Consider the following 17,109-nt stretch of genomic DNA (forward strand, 5'->3'; position numbering starts at 1 on the left):
TGGTTAGTCCAGTTCTACCTTGTGCCGCGCAGCTCAATGCGGATCCGGTTCAGGTTCAGGTTGAACCTCTGTTGCTCAGGCGGACTCCCAAACCTAAATCCAGGAGAAACGTATGAGCCAGACAGCTTTAGTCGTGGGCGCCAGCGGAATCGTCGGCAGCGCCATCACTCAGTTACTAATCGAGAACAACTGGCAGGTCGCCGCGCTGTCGAGGCACCCGTCGCAAGCGCAAGGTGTTATCCCTGTCGCGGCAGACCTTCAGGATCCAGCTTCGCTGCAACATGCGCTGGCGGATTTGAAACCCACTCATGTATTCATTACTACTTGGTCACGGCAAGCCACGGAGGCCGAGAACATTCGCGTTAATGCCGCCATGGTACGCAACGTGCTCACCGCCATTCGCCCAGCCAAGAGCGTTGAGCACGTAGCACTGGTTACTGGCCTGAAACATTACCTCGGCCCGTTCGAAGCGTATGGTAAGGGCAGCCCTGCGCAAACACCGTTTCGCGAAGAACAGGGGCGTCTGGATATCGAAAATTTCTACTACGCCCAGGAAGACGAACTATTCGCCGCCGCTGAAAAGGACGGCTTCACGTGGAGCGTTCATCGCCCGCATACCGTCACCGGGGTTGCGGTAGGCAACGCGATGAATATGGCAACCACCCTCGCCGTCTATGCTTCGATTTGCAAACAAACCCATCGCCCTTTTGTGTTTCCCGGATCAAAAGTGCAGTGGGACAGCCTCACCGATATGACGGACGCACGGCAGTTGGCCAAACAACAACTGTGGGCGGCCACCACGCCGGCTGCGGCCAATCAGGCATTCAACGTCACCAATGGCGATGTATTCCGTTGGAAATGGATGTGGGGCCGAATTGCCGACTATTTCGCCCTGTCTGCGGCCGATTATCCCGCGTCACTCTCACCTCTTGAAAAGCAGATGGCTAACGACCAAGCCGTATGGGCGCAAATAGTCGCGGAACACGGCCTGAAAGAACCCGATATAGGTCGCCTGGTATCCCCATGGCACACGGATGCAGACCTTGGTCGCCCCATTGAAGTTGTCACGGATATGTCGAAAAGCCGTGCCATGGGCTTTACCGCCTACCAGGCGAGCGATCAAGCATTTTTCGACGTGTTCGACAAACTACGCGATATGCACTTGATACCTTAGGTCGTCACTTGGCCAGCCAGGACTCAACAGTCGCGGAGCCATGTTCTGCTTTCCAAGCCTTTAGCGTTTTGTGATTGCCGCCCTTGGTTTCGACGACTTCACCGGTATGAGGGTTTTTATAAACTTTCAACTGGCGTGGCTTGCGGCTGCCGGCTTTGAATTCAACGGCTGGAGCGCGACGCCCTGCTTGTGGATCAAGCAAGTTGATAACGTCCTTCAGGCTGTAGCTGTATTTTGCGAGTAAATCGCGCAGCTTCGTTTCGAATTCAATTTCTTTCTTGAGGCCGGCATCACCCTTCAAAGCTTCGAGGGCCTGAAGCTGTTCGGCGAGGTGTTTTTCGAGCTGGCGGAATTCTGCGAGTTTAGACATTGGAAACCTCTTCTAGATGTGTTGTTACGTTACACCAAAAAAGCCCCGAGCATGAGCTGATAGAACTGTAAGCGTCCGCCCTATTAATAAATTGAATCCCAGGTAACGGAACAAGGTCATTGAGTATAAGAGTAGGAGACGCCCATTGATGTATCCAACAACGCCCGATGGCCGCTATTTCCTAGTCAATGGCAAACTCTGGCGGTGCAGTAATCCTTTACTATCCTCAGACGTTCGGCAGCGTTTGGTTAACCAGCTTATGGATGCGCGTCGTGAAGTAAAAACCGCCAAAGCGTCAGGTGATGAGGGCCAGCTGAAAAGCGCGAGGGCGAAGGTTCAAAAGGCCAAGGTTGATCTGGGTGAGCGCGGGCCCGTCTGGTGGGATGACGGTTCACCCGACTTCAATCAATGTCAGGTGAAAAACACGCCCTATTCGGCCTGGCACATGTCTCTCGCTGCTATGTAAGCGATGCCCGCTTGATCCCCAACCGACTGACCCACACCGCCCCCAGAATCACCAGGCCGCCGAGGGCCAGTCGTCCCAGCGGCTCATGCTGGTTCCAGATCAGCAGGTTCAGCAACAACCCCACCGGCACATGCAGGTTGTTCACCACCGCGAGGGTGCCGCCATTGACCAGGCAGGCCCCCTTGTTCCACCAGTACATGCCCAGCGCAGTGCTGACCAGTCCCAGGAACACCAGCACGCCCCATTGCAGCGGGGCCTGGGGCAGGAAGTCCGCCTTGCCGAACAGCAGGAACGCGGGTAACACCACCACCAAGGCGCCCAGGTAGAAATAGCCGAAACGCCGGTAGTGCGGCTGATCACTTGGATAGCGCGCCACCAAGTGCTTGTACATGACTTGCCCGGCGGCATAGGTGAAGTTGGCCAGTTGCAGCAGCAGGAAGCCCATCAGGAAGTGCGGCGTGATCTGGTCGAAGCGGATTACCGCCGCGCCCGCCACCGCCACCAGCGCGGCGACCAGTGCCCAGGGATTGAACCGCCGGTTGAGCGCGTCTTCGATCAGGGTCACGTGCAACGGTGTGAGGACAGTGAACAGCAACACCTCCGGCACCGTGAGTACCCGAAAGCTCAGGTAGAGGCACACGTAGGTCACGCCGAATTGCAGCGCACCAATGATCAGCATGCTGCGCATGAACGCCGGTTCCACCGCGCGCCAGCGGGTCAATGGAATGAAGATCAGCCCGGCCAGGACCACGCGCACCAGCACCGCGAAATAGCTGTCGACGTGACCGGCGAGGTATTCGCCGATCAAACTGAAGGAAAATGCCTGAATCAGGGTAACAACCAGTAGATAGCCCATGTGCGCCTCGTTTCGAATGGGCGCGACATTAAAGCTTTTCGATGTTTGAAGAAACTCGAGGCAAAAAAAACCCGACCTCGCTAAAGCGGCAGTCGGGCAGGAGCACTCAGGAGCACAAGTGCAAAGGGAGGTTCGGTACGCGTACTTGAAGGGATTGCGTGGCCCTAGATAAACACCGGGGGATTATCTGGCGATTAAAGGATCAAGCCACTTGGGCAAGCAGTGCCTTTGCATGGTTGAGGCCTTTTTCCTGGAAGTCACCGCTCAGGTTCACGCCTTCGGCATGGATGAAGGTGACGTCGTGAATCCCGATAAAGGCCATGACCTGGCGCAGGTACGGTTCCTGATGGTCCGATGCAGCGCCGGTGTGAATGCCGCCACGGGCGGTGAGCACGATGGCGCGCTTGCCAGTCAGCAAACCTTGCGGCCCGGTGGCGGTGTACTTGAAGGTAACCCCGGCGCGCAGCACATGGTCCAGCCAGGCCTTGAGGGTGCTGGGGATGGCGAAGTTGTACATCGGCGCCGCCATCACCAGAACGTCGGCGGCGAGCAGCTCGTCGGTCAATGCGTTGGAGCGGTCCAGGGATGCCTGCTCGATCGGGCTGCGCTGTTCGGCGGGCTTCATCCAGCCGCCCAGCAGGTTGGCATCGAGGTGGGGCACCGGGTTGAGCGCCACGTCGCGCACGGTGATCCGATCGCCAGGATGAGTCGCCTGCCACTGGTTGATGAACTGCTGGGTCAGTTGGCGGGAAATCGAATCCTGCTGGCGAGCGCTGCTTTCGATGATCAGAACGTTGGACATGGCTATGTAGGCTCCATCGGTAAATGCTGTAAGTCGATGGAGAAAAGATTAACCAGGGCCCGTTCGATTAAAAAGCACAAAAAACTGCTATAACCCATCTAGAAATTTGTTTATAAGCGGAGTATTCCCTTGGGCATGCTCCGCTTTTGCTTTATTTCGGCGCGCAGCTCAGGGCAATGCGCATCTTGATGATCGCGCGGTTGAACCTGACCGTGGTGTTGGTGCTTTTGCCCGCCGGTACGGTGACGGTACGACGCCGCGGCGCTTCAGGGCCATTGGTGAAGACCACCGAACACACAGCCGCTGTCGTGCCGTAGTTGTTGAGCTGAATCGAACTGATATCGCCGTCCACATCGGACGCGGTGTAATCGATGCTTACACCCTCGATCTTTTTGGTCACGTCGATGGGATACGCAAACGCGCTCATCGGCAGCAGCGCCAGCAACACACAACAGAATTTTCTCATTCGGCAGTCTCCAATAAGGACCGCCAGCTTAGGACAAGAGGAGCTCATCTTGAAAGCGCCCCGCGTTACCCTCGATCAATGGCGCACGTTGCAAGCCGTGGTCGACCATGGCGGCTTCGCCCAGGCGGCCGAAGCGCTGCACCGCTCGCAGTCCTCGGTGAGCTACACCGTGGCGCGCATGCAGGACCAGCTCGGCGTGCCGCTGCTGCGCATCGATGGGCGCAAGGCTGTGCTCACCGATGCCGGTGAAGTGCTGCTGCGCCGCTCGCGGCAACTGGTGAAAAACGCCAGTCAACTGGAAGACCTCGCCCATCACATGGAACAAGGCTGGGAAGCCGAGGTGCGCCTGGTCGTGGACGCGGCCTACCCCAATGCGCGCCTGGTGCGCGCCCTGACCGCATTCATGCCGCAGAGCCGAGGGTGCCGGGTGCGCTTGCGTGAGGAGGTGCTCTCCGGCGTCGAAGAGCTGCTGATAGAAGGCGTGGCCGACCTGGCGATTTGCGGGTTCAGCATCGCCGGTTACCTGGGCACGGAAATGAGCGATGTGGAATTCGTCGCCGTGGCCCACCCCGAGCATGCGTTGCACCGTATGAACCGTGAACTGAGCTTCCAGGACCTGGAAAGCCAGATGCAGGTGGTCATCCGTGACTCCGGCCGCCAGCAACCGCGGGATGTGGGGTGGCTCGGCGCCGAACAGCGCTGGACCGTCGGCAGCCTGGCCACCGCCGCCGCGTTTGTGGGCAGCGGACTGGGTTTTGCCTGGTTGCCCCGGCACATGATCGAGCGCGAACTCGCTGAAGGCGTGCTCAAGCAACTGCCCCTGGAACAGGGCGGCAGCCGCCATCCGACGTTCTATTTGTATTCGAACAAGGACAAACCCTTGGGCCCGGCGACGCAGATCCTCGTGGAATTGTTGCGCACCTTTGATACCGCTCCGCTGGACGCGCCCTTCGCGGCGCCCCGGCAAGCCTGAAACGGAGTTCACCCATGGCCTGCGTTCAATTGTGCAAGCTCGACGCGATAGTGCGCTGTGGCGGCAGGAACAACGCTCCAGAATCACCTGTCCAACCTGGTCATCAGCGCCGACCACGATTACACCCCCGTGGCGCAGAAAGAAATCTATGTAAAACTGCTGCCCAACGCGCGACTGGTGGTGATTGAAGATTCCCGCCATGCCACGCCCCTGGACCAACCCGAAGTCTTTAACGCTACCCTGCTCGACTTTCTAAACTCCGTCGATGCCACTACCCAGGATCACTGACCCATGCTGAAAAAAATCGCCTTCTTTGCCGGTTCCGTTCTGTTCGCTGCCAACCTGATGGCGGCCGAGCCAGCCAAGGCGCCCCACGTCTTGATCTCCACCACCAATGGCGACATTGAAATCGAACTGGACCCGGTCAAGGCGCCGATCAGTACCAAGAATTTTCTTGCCTATGTCGACAAAGGCTTCTACACCAACACGATTTTTCACCGTGTGATCCCAGGCTTCATGGTCCAGGGCGGCGGGTTCACCCAGCAGATGTCGCAGAAGCCGACCGACGCACCGATCAAGAACGAAGCCAGCAACGGCCTGCATAACGTTCGCGGTACGCTGTCCATGGCTCGTACGTCTAATCCCGACTCGGCCACCAGCCAATTCTTCATCAACGTGGCCGACAATGCCTTCCTCGACCCGGGTCGCGATGCCGGTTACGCCGTATTCGCCAAAGTGGTCAAGGGCATGGACGTGGTCGATGTCATCGTCAATTCCCAGACCACCACCAAGCAAGGCATGCAGAACGTGCCAATCGATCCCGTCTTGATCAAGTCGGCCAAGCGCATCGACTGAGGTCTGCGGGTAGACCTGCAAGTAGCTCCGCACGTTGCCCACAAGGCAGCGTGCGCATTTGAAAGGAGAGCCCGCACGGCGGGCGTCAAGCCTAATGCTCTATCGTCGTTTTGAACAACTGATCGACATCTTCCGCGATGCTCCCAGCGCGGCCCCTCCCGAAAAAGTCCTGCCCTTCTATCTCTATTACCTGCGCCAGGTGTGGCCCTGCTTCGCCGCATTGCTGGTGGTGGGACTGGTCGGTGCGCTCATCGAAGTCGCGCTGTTCAGCTACCTGAGTCGCATCATCGACCTGGCCCAGGGCACGCCGCCGGCGGATTTCTTCCAGGTCCACAGCGCGGAGCTGATCTGGATGGCCGTGGTCGCGCTACTGTTGCGCCCGATCTTCAACGGCCTGCACGATTTGCTGGTGCACCAGACCATCAACCCCGGCATGACCAGCCTGATTCGCTGGCAGAACCACAGCTACGTGCTCAAGCAGAGCCTGAACTTCTTCCAGAACGATTTCGCCGGGCGCATCGCCCAGCGCATCATGCAAACCGGCAACTCCCTGCGCGATTCGGCCGTGGCGACGGCGGAGGCCATCTGGCACGTGTCGATCTATGCGATCAGTTCCCTGGTGTTATTTGCCGAGGCAGACTGGCGGCTGATGGTGCCGCTGATCACCTGGATCATCTGCTACAGCCTGGCACTGCGCTACTTCGTACCACGGGTCAAAGAGCGCTCGGTGATTTCCTCCGAGGCGCGTTCCAAGTTGATGGGCCGCATCGTTGATGGCTACACCAACATCACCACGTTGAAGCTGTTCGCCCATACGCAGAATGAGCAGGAATACGCCAAGGAAGCGATCATCGAGCAAACCGAAAAAGCCCAGCTGGCCGCCCGCGTGCTGACCGGCATGGACACGGTGATCACCCTCCTGAACGGCCTGTTGATCGTCACCACCACCGGCTTGGCCCTGTGGTTGTGGACCCAGTCGCTGATTTCCGTGGGCGCGATTGCCCTGGCCACCGGCCTGGTGATTCGTATCGTCAACATGTCCGGCTGGATCATGTGGGTGGTCAATGGCATTTTCGAAAATATCGGCATGGTGCAGGACGGCCTGAAAACCATCGCCCAGCCGCTGGCGGTGACAGACCGCGACAACGCCCCGCGCCTGAGCGTGCCCCATGGTCAAGTGCGCTTCGAGCAGGTGGATTTTCACTATGGCAAGCAGAGCGGGATCATTGGCGGCCTCAACCTTGAAATCAAGGCAGGGGAAAAGATCGGCCTGATCGGCCCGTCCGGCGCGGGCAAGTCGACCCTGGTCAACCTGCTGTTGCGCCTCTACGACCTGCAAGGCGGACGCATCCTGATCGACGGCCAGGACATCGCCGAAGTCGCCCAGGAAAGCCTGCGCGCACAGATCGGCATGATTACCCAGGACACTTCGCTGCTGCACCGCTCGATCCGCGACAACCTGCTGTATGGCAAGCCGGATGCAACCGACGACGAACTCTGGGCCGCCGTGCACAAGGCCCGCGCCGACGAGTTTATCCCGCTGCTGTCGGACGCCGAAGGTCGCACCGGCCTGGATGCCCACGTGGGCGAACGCGGCGTGAAACTCTCCGGCGGGCAACGCCAACGGATCGCCATTGCCCGTGTGCTGCTCAAGGACGCGCCGATCCTGATCATGGACGAAGCCACCTCAGCGCTGGACTCGGAAGTGGAAGCGGCGATCCAGGAGAGCCTGGAAACCCTGATGCAGGGCAAGACCGTGATTGCGATTGCGCACCGCCTGTCGACCATTGCGCGAATGGACCGCCTGGTGGTGCTGGAGAAAGGCCAGATCGCCGAAAGCGGCAGCCATGCCCAGTTGCTGGCACACGGCGGGCTGTATGCGCGCTTGTGGCAGCATCAGACGGGTGGGTTTGTCGGGATCGATTGAAGGCATCGAAACCCAGGGCAAGGGGTAATGCCAGTCAGTTAAGGACGAACACTGTACCTGTGGCGAGGGAGCTTGCTCCCGCTGGGCCGCGAAGCGGCCCCAAAAATGGGACTGCTGCGCAGTCCGGCGGGAGCAAGCTCCCTCGCCACAGGTTACTTTTTACCCTTTCTACTTCTTAACTGACTGGCATTAGGGCAAGGGGCAGTCAGCCCTGCCGATAAGGCAGGGCCTCCCTCGCCTCTTCGGCATACGCCAGAACCCCCACCCGCTCGCGCTCGAGGAAATCCTCCACGGCGTTTTTCAACCCCGGATGGCGCAGGTAATGCCACGAACGGGTGATCACCGGTTCAAAGCCGCGAATCAATTTGTGCTCACCCTGGGCGCCCGCGTCGAAGCGTTGCAGGCCGTGGGCGATGGCGTAGTCCATGCCCTGGTAGAAACAGGTTTCGAAATGCAACCGGTCGAATTCGGCCAGGCAGCCCCAGTAGCGGCCGTAGAAACTGTCGCCACCGATCAGGCTGAACGCCATGGCCACCGGGCGTGAGCCCTGTTTGGCCAGTACTACGCGGATCGCCTCGGGCATGCGCTCGGCCAGCAGGCTGAAAAACGCCCGGGTCAGATAGGGCGACTGGCGACGTACCGCGTAGGTGTTGGCGTAGCAGGCGTAGACAAAATCCCACTGGGCTTCACTCAGCTCATGCCCCTGCAGCCACTCGAACTCAATGCCCTGCCCCGCCACCTGCTCGCGTTCCTTGCGCATCTGTTTGCGCTTGCGTGAACTCAGTGCGTCGAGAAAGTCCTGGAAGTCGCGATAGCCACGGTTCTGCCAGTGGAATTGGCAGCCCAGGCGCTGCAGCCAGCCGGGTTGCCGGGCCAGTGCGTCGTCGGCCAACGTGTCGGTGAAGTTGATATGGGCGCCGGAGAGCCCTTCGATTTCCAGGTAACCGGGCAGGCTGTTCAACAGCTCGAAGCCGTCTTCGGCATTGGCGGCCAACAGTCGCGGGCCGCTGACCGGACTGAACGGCACCGCCGTCAGCAGCTTGGGGTAGTAGTCGATGCCGGCGCGCGCGCAGGCGTCGGCCCAACCGTGATCGAACACGTACTCGCCGTAGGAATGCCACTTGCGATAGCCGGGCAACGCAGCCACCAGCCGATCACCGTCCCAATGCAGCAAATGCTCCGGTTGCCAGCCCGACTGGGGCCCCAGGCTGGCACTGTCTTCCAGCGCGCTCAGGAAGGCATGCCGCACGAACGGCTGGGCCTGCGGCGCCAGGGCATCCCAGGCCTGCGGGGTGATTTCGGACAGGCTGTGCAGGCGTTGCAACGGCATCGGCATCCTCTCTGTTTCTGACGTAAAAGCCTGGCGAGTATCGCCTATCACAGCCCTATGCACATCACCAAAAATGGCCGGACACAGCTCTAAACCGATAGTTCCATCGGCAAACAATTTGTCATGCAGATGAAATCACTTAGCCACTACTCCGTCATAAACCGCCGCGATACTGACGCCTGTTTTCAGAGCACCCGGGTTGCCGGGTGGCATTTTTTTCCGTCCGTCATCGGTCGGTTGTGTCCTGGAGGGGTTGTATCCCTCCTCACTTTCGGAGATTGATATGCGTCTTGCTTCCACTAAAACTGCGGCGGCCCTGTGTGGCGGCCTGATGCTGGCCCTCAGCGTTCCGGCCAGCGCTGCAGTCGACGCTAAGTTGCTCGACATGCTCAAGGCCAACGGCCAGATCACCGCTTCGCAGTACACCGAATTGCAAAACGAGTTGGCCAAAGACCAGAAAGAACAGCAGATCGCCCGGCAAGCCCAACAGGAGACCAACGAACAGATCGCGGCCACCGCGAAAAAAACCAACGAGCTGAGCAGCTTCGACCAGAAGCTGGCCTGGGCCGCCAAGACTCAGTTCAAGGGCGATGTGCGCTTTCGCCAGGAAACCATCAAGATCGATGGCGAGCCCAACAACGGTGGGCGTGACAAGGACCGTCAACGTATCCGGGCTCGTCTGGGTGCCTACACTGAAATCAACCCGCAAGTGGACACCGGTATCCGTATCGCCACGGGCGGCGGTGACGATGCGCGCTCCACCAACCAGGACCAGGATGGTTACTTCGATAAAAAATCGATCTGGCTGGACCTCGGCTACATCGACTACCACCCGGACCAGATCAAGAACCTGCACGTGATCGGCGGCAAGATGCTGCAACCGTGGGTGAGCATGGGCGATGTGATCTGGGACAGCGACATCAACCCAGAAGGCCTGGCGGTCACCTACAAATACCCACTGGGCGGCAGTGCCGAACTGTTCGGCAGCCTCGGTAACTACAACCTCAAGGACAACGTCGACGGCGACGGCGTGCAATTTCGCCACGACCTGCGCCTGACCTCCGGCCAGTTGGGCACGCGCTTCTCACTCACCGACAACCTGAAAATGACCCTGGGCGGCAGCGTCTACGCTTACCAGAACGACAAGGACAGCCGCTGCACGACCACCACCACGCCTTGCGCACTGGCGGTCAACGGCAACTCGGCCAATAATGAATTCCGCCTGTATGAAGGTTTTGCCCAGGCGGACATCGGCGGCCTGGCAGTGCCGTTGGCCTTCTACGGCCAGTACGTGAAAAACAACGATGCCGTGACCGATCAGGACACCGCCTGGTTGGTGGGTGCCAAGTCCAAGGTGTTCGGTTTCAACCTCGACTACAACTACCGCGATACACAACGCGACGCGGTCGTGGGCGCCTTCACCGATTCGGACTTCGCCAACGGCACCACCGGTTCGCGCGGTCACAAGATGAAGGTCAGCTACGACATCGACAAGAACTTCGCCCTGGGCGCCACCTACTTCCTGACCAAGGCTGACTACGCCAGCCGTACCCAGCGTGATGCCAACACCAACACGCTGCAACTGGATGCTGAAGCCAAGTTCTAACCTCACCCCTGTAGGAGCGAGCAAGCTCGCTCCTACACGTCTTTACGTCGTTCGGCCGCGAGCCGTTCGGCCAGCGCATCCACGTCCTTTACCGGTTCGTCCGGCATGATCCGCAACGTCGCCTGCATCAGGCGCATCTGGCGAATGAAACGCCGGCAGTTCGGGCAGAACATCAAGTGATGACGCACCAGCAGACGCTCACGAAAGGTCAATTGCCCATCGAGGTAGTCACTGGAACGCGCCACTTGCTCTTTACACGTCAACATTCGCCCGTTTCCTCAAAATGCTCCACGGTTGCGAAGACTTTAAGCCGTGCTCGATGCAACAGCACGCGCACATTGGAGAGTGAGAGCGTCAGAAGATTACAGATTTCTTCCAGCTCCAGGCCCTGGCGCTCGCGCAGCACCAGCACGCTGCCCTGCAACTCGGACAAGCTCAGAATCGTATGCTCCAGGCATTGGCGCAATTCCTCCTCGGTCAGCAAGGCTTCCGGCGTGTCCTGGTGCCAGGCATAAGGCGCGACAGCCCAGTGGCCATCGTCCGGGGTGAAGCGTTCATCACCGATGGTGCCATGGGGGGAAGGCAGGTCGTCGAGTAACACCTCGCGACGATTTTGCTTGTAGCGGCCCTTGGCGGCGTTCGCCGTGATGGTCAGCAGCCAGGTCTTCAAACTGGAGCGCCCTTCGAACCTGGCGAGGTTGCGGACCACCGACAACCAGGCATCCTGCACCACCTCGTCGGCATGCCGCTGCCCGACGATGGCATAGGCCACCGCCCGCATCGCACTCTGGTAAGTGGTGACCAGTTCCTTGTAGGCCCGCTGTTCGCCCTTGAGCAGGCGTTCAAGCAGGTGCGCGTCGTCCGCTGCGGCCATTCAACACCTCGATGTAAACGCGCGCATCAGCGTTTGCGCAGAATCACACTGCCGATGGAATAGCCCGCACCGAACGAGCTGAGCACCGCCACGGAGCCCTTGGGCAAGTCGTCCTGATAGGTGTGAAACGCAATCACCGAACCCGCCGAGCTGGTATTGGCGTAGGTATCGAGGATCACCGGTGCTTCTTCCACCGAGGCCTCGCGGCCGAGCAGTTTTTTCACGATCAGGTGGTTCATGCTCAGGTTGGCCTGGTGCAGCCAGAAGCGCTTCACATCGTTGACGCCCAGCTGGTTTTCCGCCAGGTGCGCAGCGATCAGCTCGGCCACCATCGGGCACACATCGCGGAACACCTTGCGGCCTTCCTGCACGAACAATTTGTCCGGTGCGCCGATGCCCTCTTCCGCCGTGCGGTTGAGAAAGCCAAAGTTATTGCGGATGTTGTTGGAGAACTGGGTCAGCAGCTTGGTGCTCACCACATCGAACTGATGCTCGGACGTCGCCAGGTCAGCCCGCTCGAGGATCACCGCCGTGGCGGCATCACCAAAGATGAAGTGGCTGTCACGATCACGGAAATTCAGGTGGCCGGTGCAGACTTCCGGATTGACCATCAGGATCGCCCGGGCCTGGCCCAGCTGGATGCTGTTGGCGGCATTCTGGATACCAAACGTGGCCGAGGAACACGCCACGTTCATATCGAAACCGAAGCCCTGGATACCCAGGGCCTCCTGAACCTCAATGGCGATGGCCGGGTAGGCGCGCTGCAGGTTGGAACAGGCGACGATCACGCCATCGATATCAGCGGCGGTCTTGCCTGCGCGCTGCAGGGCCTGTTCGGCGGCGCCGACGGCCATCTGGCAGAGCACCGACCATTCGTCGTTACTGCGCTCGGGCAGGCGTGGGGCCATGCGCTGAGGGTCGAGGATGCCGTCCTTATCCATAACGAAACGGCTCTTGATGCCCGAGGCTTTTTCGATGAACGCCGCACTGGACTCAGTCAGCGCCTGCACGTCACCGCGCTCGATGGCAGCGGCGTTTTCGCGGTTGAACTGCTGCACATAGGCATTGAAAGACTGCACCAGCTCTTCGTTGGAGATGCTGTTGGCCGGGGTGTACAGGCCAGTGCCGCTGATGACGACGTTATGCACGGTCGTTCCTCTAAATCTGTCAGGCAGAAGATATTGGTACCGTCGTACCAAACTGTAAGTCGTTCGATTCCGTCCAGCGGACATCGAACTGGCAACGCTTTATTCATCTTGTAACCGCGAAGTTTGCCACAACGCCGGTGATTTGGCGCCATATGCCAGACAAACATCTCATTGTGGGAGGGGGCTTGCCCCCGATTGCGGTGTGTCAGAGCCAGACTCTGCAACTGATACACAGCCATCGGGGGCAAGCCCCCTCCCACATTTGACCCTGTTCAGTTCAGGAAACCGGGAATGCTTCAGGGCTCGACCTGGCTCCATTGTTTGCTCAAGCGCTTATCGGAAATCGGCACCTTGGTCCCCAGTTGCTGGGCAAACAACGACACCCGGTATTCTTCCAGCCACCAGCGATAGAGCTCCAGCTGCGGATCGCGCTTGCCTTCCTGGGCGTGTTTATTCAGGCGATTCTGGTACTGCGCCCACAGGCCACTCAACTCGGCGCTCCACACACGATCCTTCTGCACCTGGCTCGGCAGTTTTTCCAGGCGCAGCTCGATGGCCTTGAGGAAACGCGGCAACTCCTTGAACCATTGGGCCGGGGTCTCGCGCACAAACCCTGGGTACACCAGGTTGCTCAACTGCTGCTTGATATCGTTCAAGGCCACCGCCTGGGCGAGGTCGATTTTGCCTTTGAAGCGTTTTTGCAGGCCGTGCCAGAGTTTCAGCACTTCCAGGGTCAGGCGCGCCAGACGCTCGGCCTGTTCGGTCCAACCGCCACGTTTGCGCTCGGCCAGCGCGGCCAGCCCAGCGCCATCGCGCGGCAACGTGGCTTCGCCTTCCAATACGCAGGTATCGAGGCTGGCCAGCAGGATATCTTCCACCAGCGCCTCGACACGCCCCAGTTCGCGGTACAGCAGGCCCAACTCGGTCAGGCCCGGCAATTTGCCGCGCAGGAATTTCGCCGGTTCCGCCAGTTGCTGCATCAACAGGCGCTGCAAGGCACGCCGATGCTGGAACTCCGCCTCGGCGGCCGTGGAGAAACGCCCTTCCTTGACCGTGCCGTTTTCTTCCACCAGCGCGGGGTACACCGTCATCGACAGGCCGGCGATGTTTTGCTGGGTTTTTTCGGCCACCGGTGCAAACACCTTGGCGTGCACCGGCTGCTGGCTTTTCGCGGTTTGCGGCACTGCCAGGGCGGCCTGGCTGGCTTCGGCGAAACGCGCGGTCAGCTGTGCCAGGTCACGGCCTTCGCCGAGGAATTTGCCCTCGCCGTCAACCACTTCCAGGTTCATCTTCAAATGGTTTTCCACCTGCTGTGCGGCCTCCGCCCAGGCTTCCTCGCTGACCCGCGCACCGGTCATGCGCAACAGTTCGCGACCCAATGCCTGGGGCAGCGAACCCTGGCCAAACTCGATGCGCTGCAGCGCCGCCTTGACGAAATCCGGCACCGGCACGAAGTTTTTGCGCAGCGCCTTGGGCAGGTTACGCACCAGGGCGATGCACTTGGCTTCGATCACTCCCGGCACCAGCCATTCCAGGCGCTCGGCGGGCAACGCCGGCAACAGCGGCGCCGGCACGCGCAGGGTTACGCCATCGCGCGGGTGGTTGGGTTCGAAGTGGTAACTCAAGGCCAGGGCCAGGTCGCCCAGGTGCAAGGTGTCCGGGTAATGCGCGGCGGTGACTTCACTGGCTTCGCGGGCCAGCACGTCTTCCTCGCGCATGATCAGCAGTTGCGGGTCTTTCTGGCTGTTGACCTTGTACCAGCTGTCGAAGGTCGCCGTCTGGTGGATCTCTGCCGGCAAACGCGCATCGTAAAAGGCGTAGAGGGTTTCCTCGTCGGCCAGGATGTCGCGACGGCGCGCCTTGGCTTCCAGTTCGTCGAGCTGCTCCAGCAGTTGCTGGTTGGCCGTGAGGCACTTGGCTCGGGACTGGATCTCTCCACGCACCAGGCCTTCGCGAATGAACAGCTCGCGGGACACCACCGGGTCGATCGGCCCGTAATGCACCGGCCGGCGTCCGACCACAATCAGCCCGAACAAGGTGATCTGTTCAAACGCCACCACCTGGCCGCGCTTTTTCTCCCAATGGGGCTCGAAGTGGTTTTTCTTGATCAGGTGCCCGGCCAGCGGTTCGATCCAGTCGGCGTCGATCTTGGCCACCATGCGCGCATACAGCTTGGTGGTTTCCACCAGTTCGGCGGTCATCAGCCATTGCGGGCGCTTCTTGCCGATGCCCGAGGAAGGATGAATCCAGAAACGCCGCTGCCGGGCACCGAGGTAGTCGCCGTCCTCGGTCTTCTGGCCGATCTGGCTGAGCAAGCCGGACAGCACCGCCTTGTGCAATTTCGGGAAGTCCGCCGGTTCCTTGTTGATCGTCAGCTGCATGTCGCGGCAGATCAGGCTCAACTGGCGATGGGAATCGCGCCACTCGCGCAGGCGCAGGTAGTTGAGGAAGTTTTTGCGACACCAATTACGCAGCGGGCTGGCGGTCAGTGCCTGACGCTGTTCTTCAAAGCCGCGCCACAGATTGACCAACCCGGCGAAGTCCGAATCCGGGTCTTTCCACTGCGCATGGGCCTGGTCGGCGGCCTGCTGGCGTTCCGGCGGGCGCTCGCGGGGGTCCTGGATCGACATGGCGCTGGCCACGATCAGCACTTCCTGCAAGCTGCCGAGCTTGGCGGCTTCGAGCAGCATGCGGCCCATGCGCGGGTCCACCGGCAGGCGCGCCAGTTGGCGGCCCAATGGTGTGAGCTGGCTGTTACGGTCTACCGCCGACAGCTCTTGCAGCAGGTTGAAACCGTCGCTGATGGCCTTGCCATCCGGCGGTTCGATAAACGGAAAGTCGGTGATTTCACCCAGGCGCAGGTGCAGCATCTGCAGGATCACGGCGGCAAGGTTGGTGCGCAGGATCTCAGGGTCGGTAAATTCCGGGCGCCCGATAAAGTCCTCTTCGCTGTACAAGCGAATGCAGATGCCCGGCTCGACCCGGCCGCAACGGCCTTTGCGCTGGTTGGCGCTGGCCTGGGAAATCGCCTCGATCGGCAGGCGTTGCACCTTGGCGCGGTAGCTGTAGCGGCTGATGCGTGCGGTGCCGCTGTCGATCACATAACGAATGCCCGGCACGGTCAGCGAGGTTTCCGCGACGTTGGTTGCCAGCACCACGCGCCGGCCTGGGTGTGATTGGAAAATGCGTTGTTGCTCGGCGGGTGACAGGCGCGCATACAGCGGCAGGATCTCAGTGTGCTTGAGCTGCGCCTTGCGCAGCATCTCGGCGGCGTCGCGGATTTCGCGTTCGCCGGGCAGGAACACCAGCACATCACCGGGGCTGCGGCGTTCGCTGCGCTCGTAGGCGGCGATTTCGTCGAGGGTGGCCAGGATCGCCTGGTCGACGGTCAAGTCATCTTCGACGCGGTTGCCCTCCTCGTCCTGCTCCAGGGTCAGCGGGCGGTACCAGGTGTCCACCGGGAAGGTACGGCCTGACACCTCCACAATGGGCGCATCGTCGAAATGCTTGGAGAAACGCTCCAGGTCGATGGTCGCGGAGGTGATGATGACTTTCAGGTCCGGGCGACGCGGCAGCAGGGTCTTGAGGTAGCCCAGCAGGAAGTCGATGTTCAGGCTGCGCTCATGGGCTTCGTCGACGATGATCGTGTCGTAGCGCTCCAGGTAGCGGTCGTTCTGGGTTTCCGCCAGTAGAATACCGTCGGTCATCAGTTTGATCAGCGTATTGGAGTCGCTCTGGTCCTCGAAGCGCACCTGATAGCCGACCAACGCGCCGAGCGGCGTGGCCAGCTCTTCGGCAACCCGGCTGGCAACGCTGCGCGCAGCAATCCGGCGTGGCTGGGTGTGGCCGATCAGGCCGAACTGACCGCGGCCGATCTCCAGGCAGATCTTCGGCAACTGGGTGGTTTTACCCGAACCGGTCTCACCGGCGATGATCAGCACCTGGTGTTTGTTCAGCGCGGCCTTGATTTCATCGCGCTTGGCGGCAATCGGCAGGCTGTCGTCGTAACGAATCACCGGCAGGCTGTCCCGCCGCGCCGTGACCTGGGCGCAGGACGCCTGCATACGCGATACCCACTGCGCCAGCTTCTGCTCATCGGGCTTCTTGCGCAGCTCAAGCAACTGGCGCCGCAAGCGGTTGCGGTCGGCAAGCATGGCGTGATCGAGGGTTTTAAGCAGTTGGTCGATGGTGGGCGCTTGGTCGGTCATCAGGTACGCAAAGGTCTTTTAATGAGGCAGGTAAGCCTGCGGTGACATGATCGT

Annotated in this window: 15 protein-coding genes and 1 pseudogene; 7 read left to right on the top strand and 9 right to left on the bottom strand. The window is 60.3% G+C overall.

Annotation, left to right across the window (positions count from 1 at the left end; translation table 11 throughout):
* Window positions 1-112: 112 nt before the first annotated feature.
* The gene (locus C4J88_RS19325) at window positions 113-1,174 is read left to right on the top strand and encodes an SDR family oxidoreductase (RefSeq protein WP_124407864.1); all 1,062 of its coding nucleotides are present in this window, start codon (window positions 113-115) and stop codon (window positions 1,172-1,174) included.
* Window positions 1,175-1,178: 4 nt separating this feature from the next.
* Here the strand turns inward: C4J88_RS19325 and C4J88_RS19330 are convergent, their stop codons facing one another.
* A complete protein-coding gene (locus C4J88_RS19330; RefSeq protein ID WP_124363859.1) occupies window positions 1,179-1,544 on the bottom strand; it encodes a histone-like nucleoid-structuring protein, MvaT/MvaU family in 366 nt (121 codons plus the stop codon).
* A gap of 148 nt (window positions 1,545-1,692) precedes the next feature.
* On the opposite strand from C4J88_RS19330, the gene C4J88_RS19335 reads away from it, so the two are divergent.
* The gene (locus C4J88_RS19335; protein WP_124407865.1) at window positions 1,693-2,010 is read left to right on the top strand and encodes a hypothetical protein; all 318 of its coding nucleotides are present in this window, start codon (window positions 1,693-1,695) and stop codon (window positions 2,008-2,010) included.
* Here the strand turns inward: C4J88_RS19335 and C4J88_RS19340 are convergent.
* From C4J88_RS19340 to C4J88_RS19350, 3 genes are all read right to left on the bottom strand, one after another.
* Entirely contained in the window at window positions 2,003-2,866 is an 864-nt protein-coding gene (locus C4J88_RS19340; protein WP_124407866.1) for a carboxylate/amino acid/amine transporter, read from the bottom strand. The genes C4J88_RS19335 and C4J88_RS19340 overlap by 8 nt on opposite strands.
* A gap of 202 nt (window positions 2,867-3,068) precedes the next feature.
* Window positions 3,069-3,668 carry an FMN-dependent NADH-azoreductase gene (locus tag C4J88_RS19345; RefSeq protein WP_124367908.1) on the bottom strand — a complete coding sequence of 200 codons (600 nt, stop codon included), beginning with the start codon at window positions 3,666-3,668 and terminating at the stop codon, window positions 3,069-3,071.
* Window positions 3,669-3,819: 151 nt separating this feature from the next.
* A complete protein-coding gene (locus tag C4J88_RS19350; RefSeq protein ID WP_124367909.1) occupies window positions 3,820-4,134 on the bottom strand; it encodes a 3-phosphoglycerate kinase in 315 nt (104 codons plus the stop codon).
* A 49-nt stretch (window positions 4,135-4,183) separates the two neighbouring features.
* On the opposite strand from C4J88_RS19350, the gene C4J88_RS19355 reads away from it, so the two are divergent.
* From C4J88_RS19355 to C4J88_RS19370, 4 genes and pseudogenes are all read left to right on the top strand, one after another.
* On the top strand, window positions 4,184-5,107 hold the full coding sequence (locus C4J88_RS19355) for a LysR family transcriptional regulator (protein WP_124363864.1): 924 nt from the start codon (window positions 4,184-4,186) through the stop codon (window positions 5,105-5,107).
* Between the two features lie 29 nt (window positions 5,108-5,136).
* Window positions 5,137-5,395: pseudogene (locus C4J88_RS19360) on the top strand (alpha/beta fold hydrolase); the annotation flags it as partial.
* Window positions 5,396-5,398: 3 nt separating this feature from the next.
* Window positions 5,399-5,962: a peptidylprolyl isomerase gene (locus tag C4J88_RS19365; RefSeq protein ID WP_124371471.1), complete on the top strand. Its 564-nt coding sequence runs from the start codon at window positions 5,399-5,401 to the stop codon at window positions 5,960-5,962.
* 94 nt (window positions 5,963-6,056) lie between these two features.
* The gene (locus tag C4J88_RS19370; RefSeq protein WP_124407867.1) at window positions 6,057-7,889 is read left to right on the top strand and encodes an ABC transporter ATP-binding protein; all 1,833 of its coding nucleotides are present in this window, start codon (window positions 6,057-6,059) and stop codon (window positions 7,887-7,889) included.
* 205 nt (window positions 7,890-8,094) lie between these two features.
* Here C4J88_RS19370 and C4J88_RS19380 read toward each other — a convergent pair whose 3' ends face one another.
* Window positions 8,095-9,219 (bottom strand): GNAT family N-acetyltransferase, encoded by a 1,125-nt coding sequence (locus tag C4J88_RS19380; RefSeq protein ID WP_124367912.1) that lies wholly within the window; start codon window positions 9,217-9,219, stop codon window positions 8,095-8,097.
* Between the two features lie 283 nt (window positions 9,220-9,502).
* Between C4J88_RS19380 and C4J88_RS19385 the strand changes: the two genes are divergently transcribed.
* Complete coding sequence (locus C4J88_RS19385; protein WP_124407869.1) at window positions 9,503-10,825, top strand: putative porin; 1,323 nt, start codon at window positions 9,503-9,505, stop codon at window positions 10,823-10,825.
* Between the two features lie 32 nt (window positions 10,826-10,857).
* Here the strand turns inward: C4J88_RS19385 and C4J88_RS19390 are convergent, their stop codons facing one another.
* The 4 genes from C4J88_RS19390 to hrpA form a co-directional block, all read right to left on the bottom strand.
* Window positions 10,858-11,091, bottom strand: a complete 234-nt coding sequence (locus C4J88_RS19390; RefSeq protein ID WP_124371475.1) for an anti-sigma factor — start codon at window positions 11,089-11,091, stop codon at window positions 10,858-10,860.
* On the bottom strand, window positions 11,085-11,699 hold the full coding sequence (locus C4J88_RS19395; protein ID WP_124407870.1) for an RNA polymerase sigma factor: 615 nt from the start codon (window positions 11,697-11,699) through the stop codon (window positions 11,085-11,087). The genes C4J88_RS19390 and C4J88_RS19395 overlap by 7 nt, the downstream gene beginning before the upstream one ends.
* A gap of 26 nt (window positions 11,700-11,725) precedes the next feature.
* Window positions 11,726-12,847: a beta-ketoacyl-ACP synthase III gene (locus tag C4J88_RS19400; protein ID WP_124367915.1), complete on the bottom strand. Its 1,122-nt coding sequence runs from the start codon at window positions 12,845-12,847 to the stop codon at window positions 11,726-11,728.
* A gap of 296 nt (window positions 12,848-13,143) precedes the next feature.
* Window positions 13,144-17,055, bottom strand: coding sequence for an ATP-dependent RNA helicase HrpA (gene hrpA, locus C4J88_RS19405; protein ID WP_124407871.1), 3,912 nt, complete (start codon window positions 17,053-17,055; stop codon window positions 13,144-13,146).
* Between the last annotated feature and the right edge of the window lie 54 nt (window positions 17,056-17,109).

The sequence above is a fragment of the Pseudomonas sp. R4-39-08 genome (assembly GCF_003852275.1).
In the GTDB taxonomy this organism is placed as follows: Bacteria; Pseudomonadota; Gammaproteobacteria; order Pseudomonadales; family Pseudomonadaceae; genus Aquipseudomonas.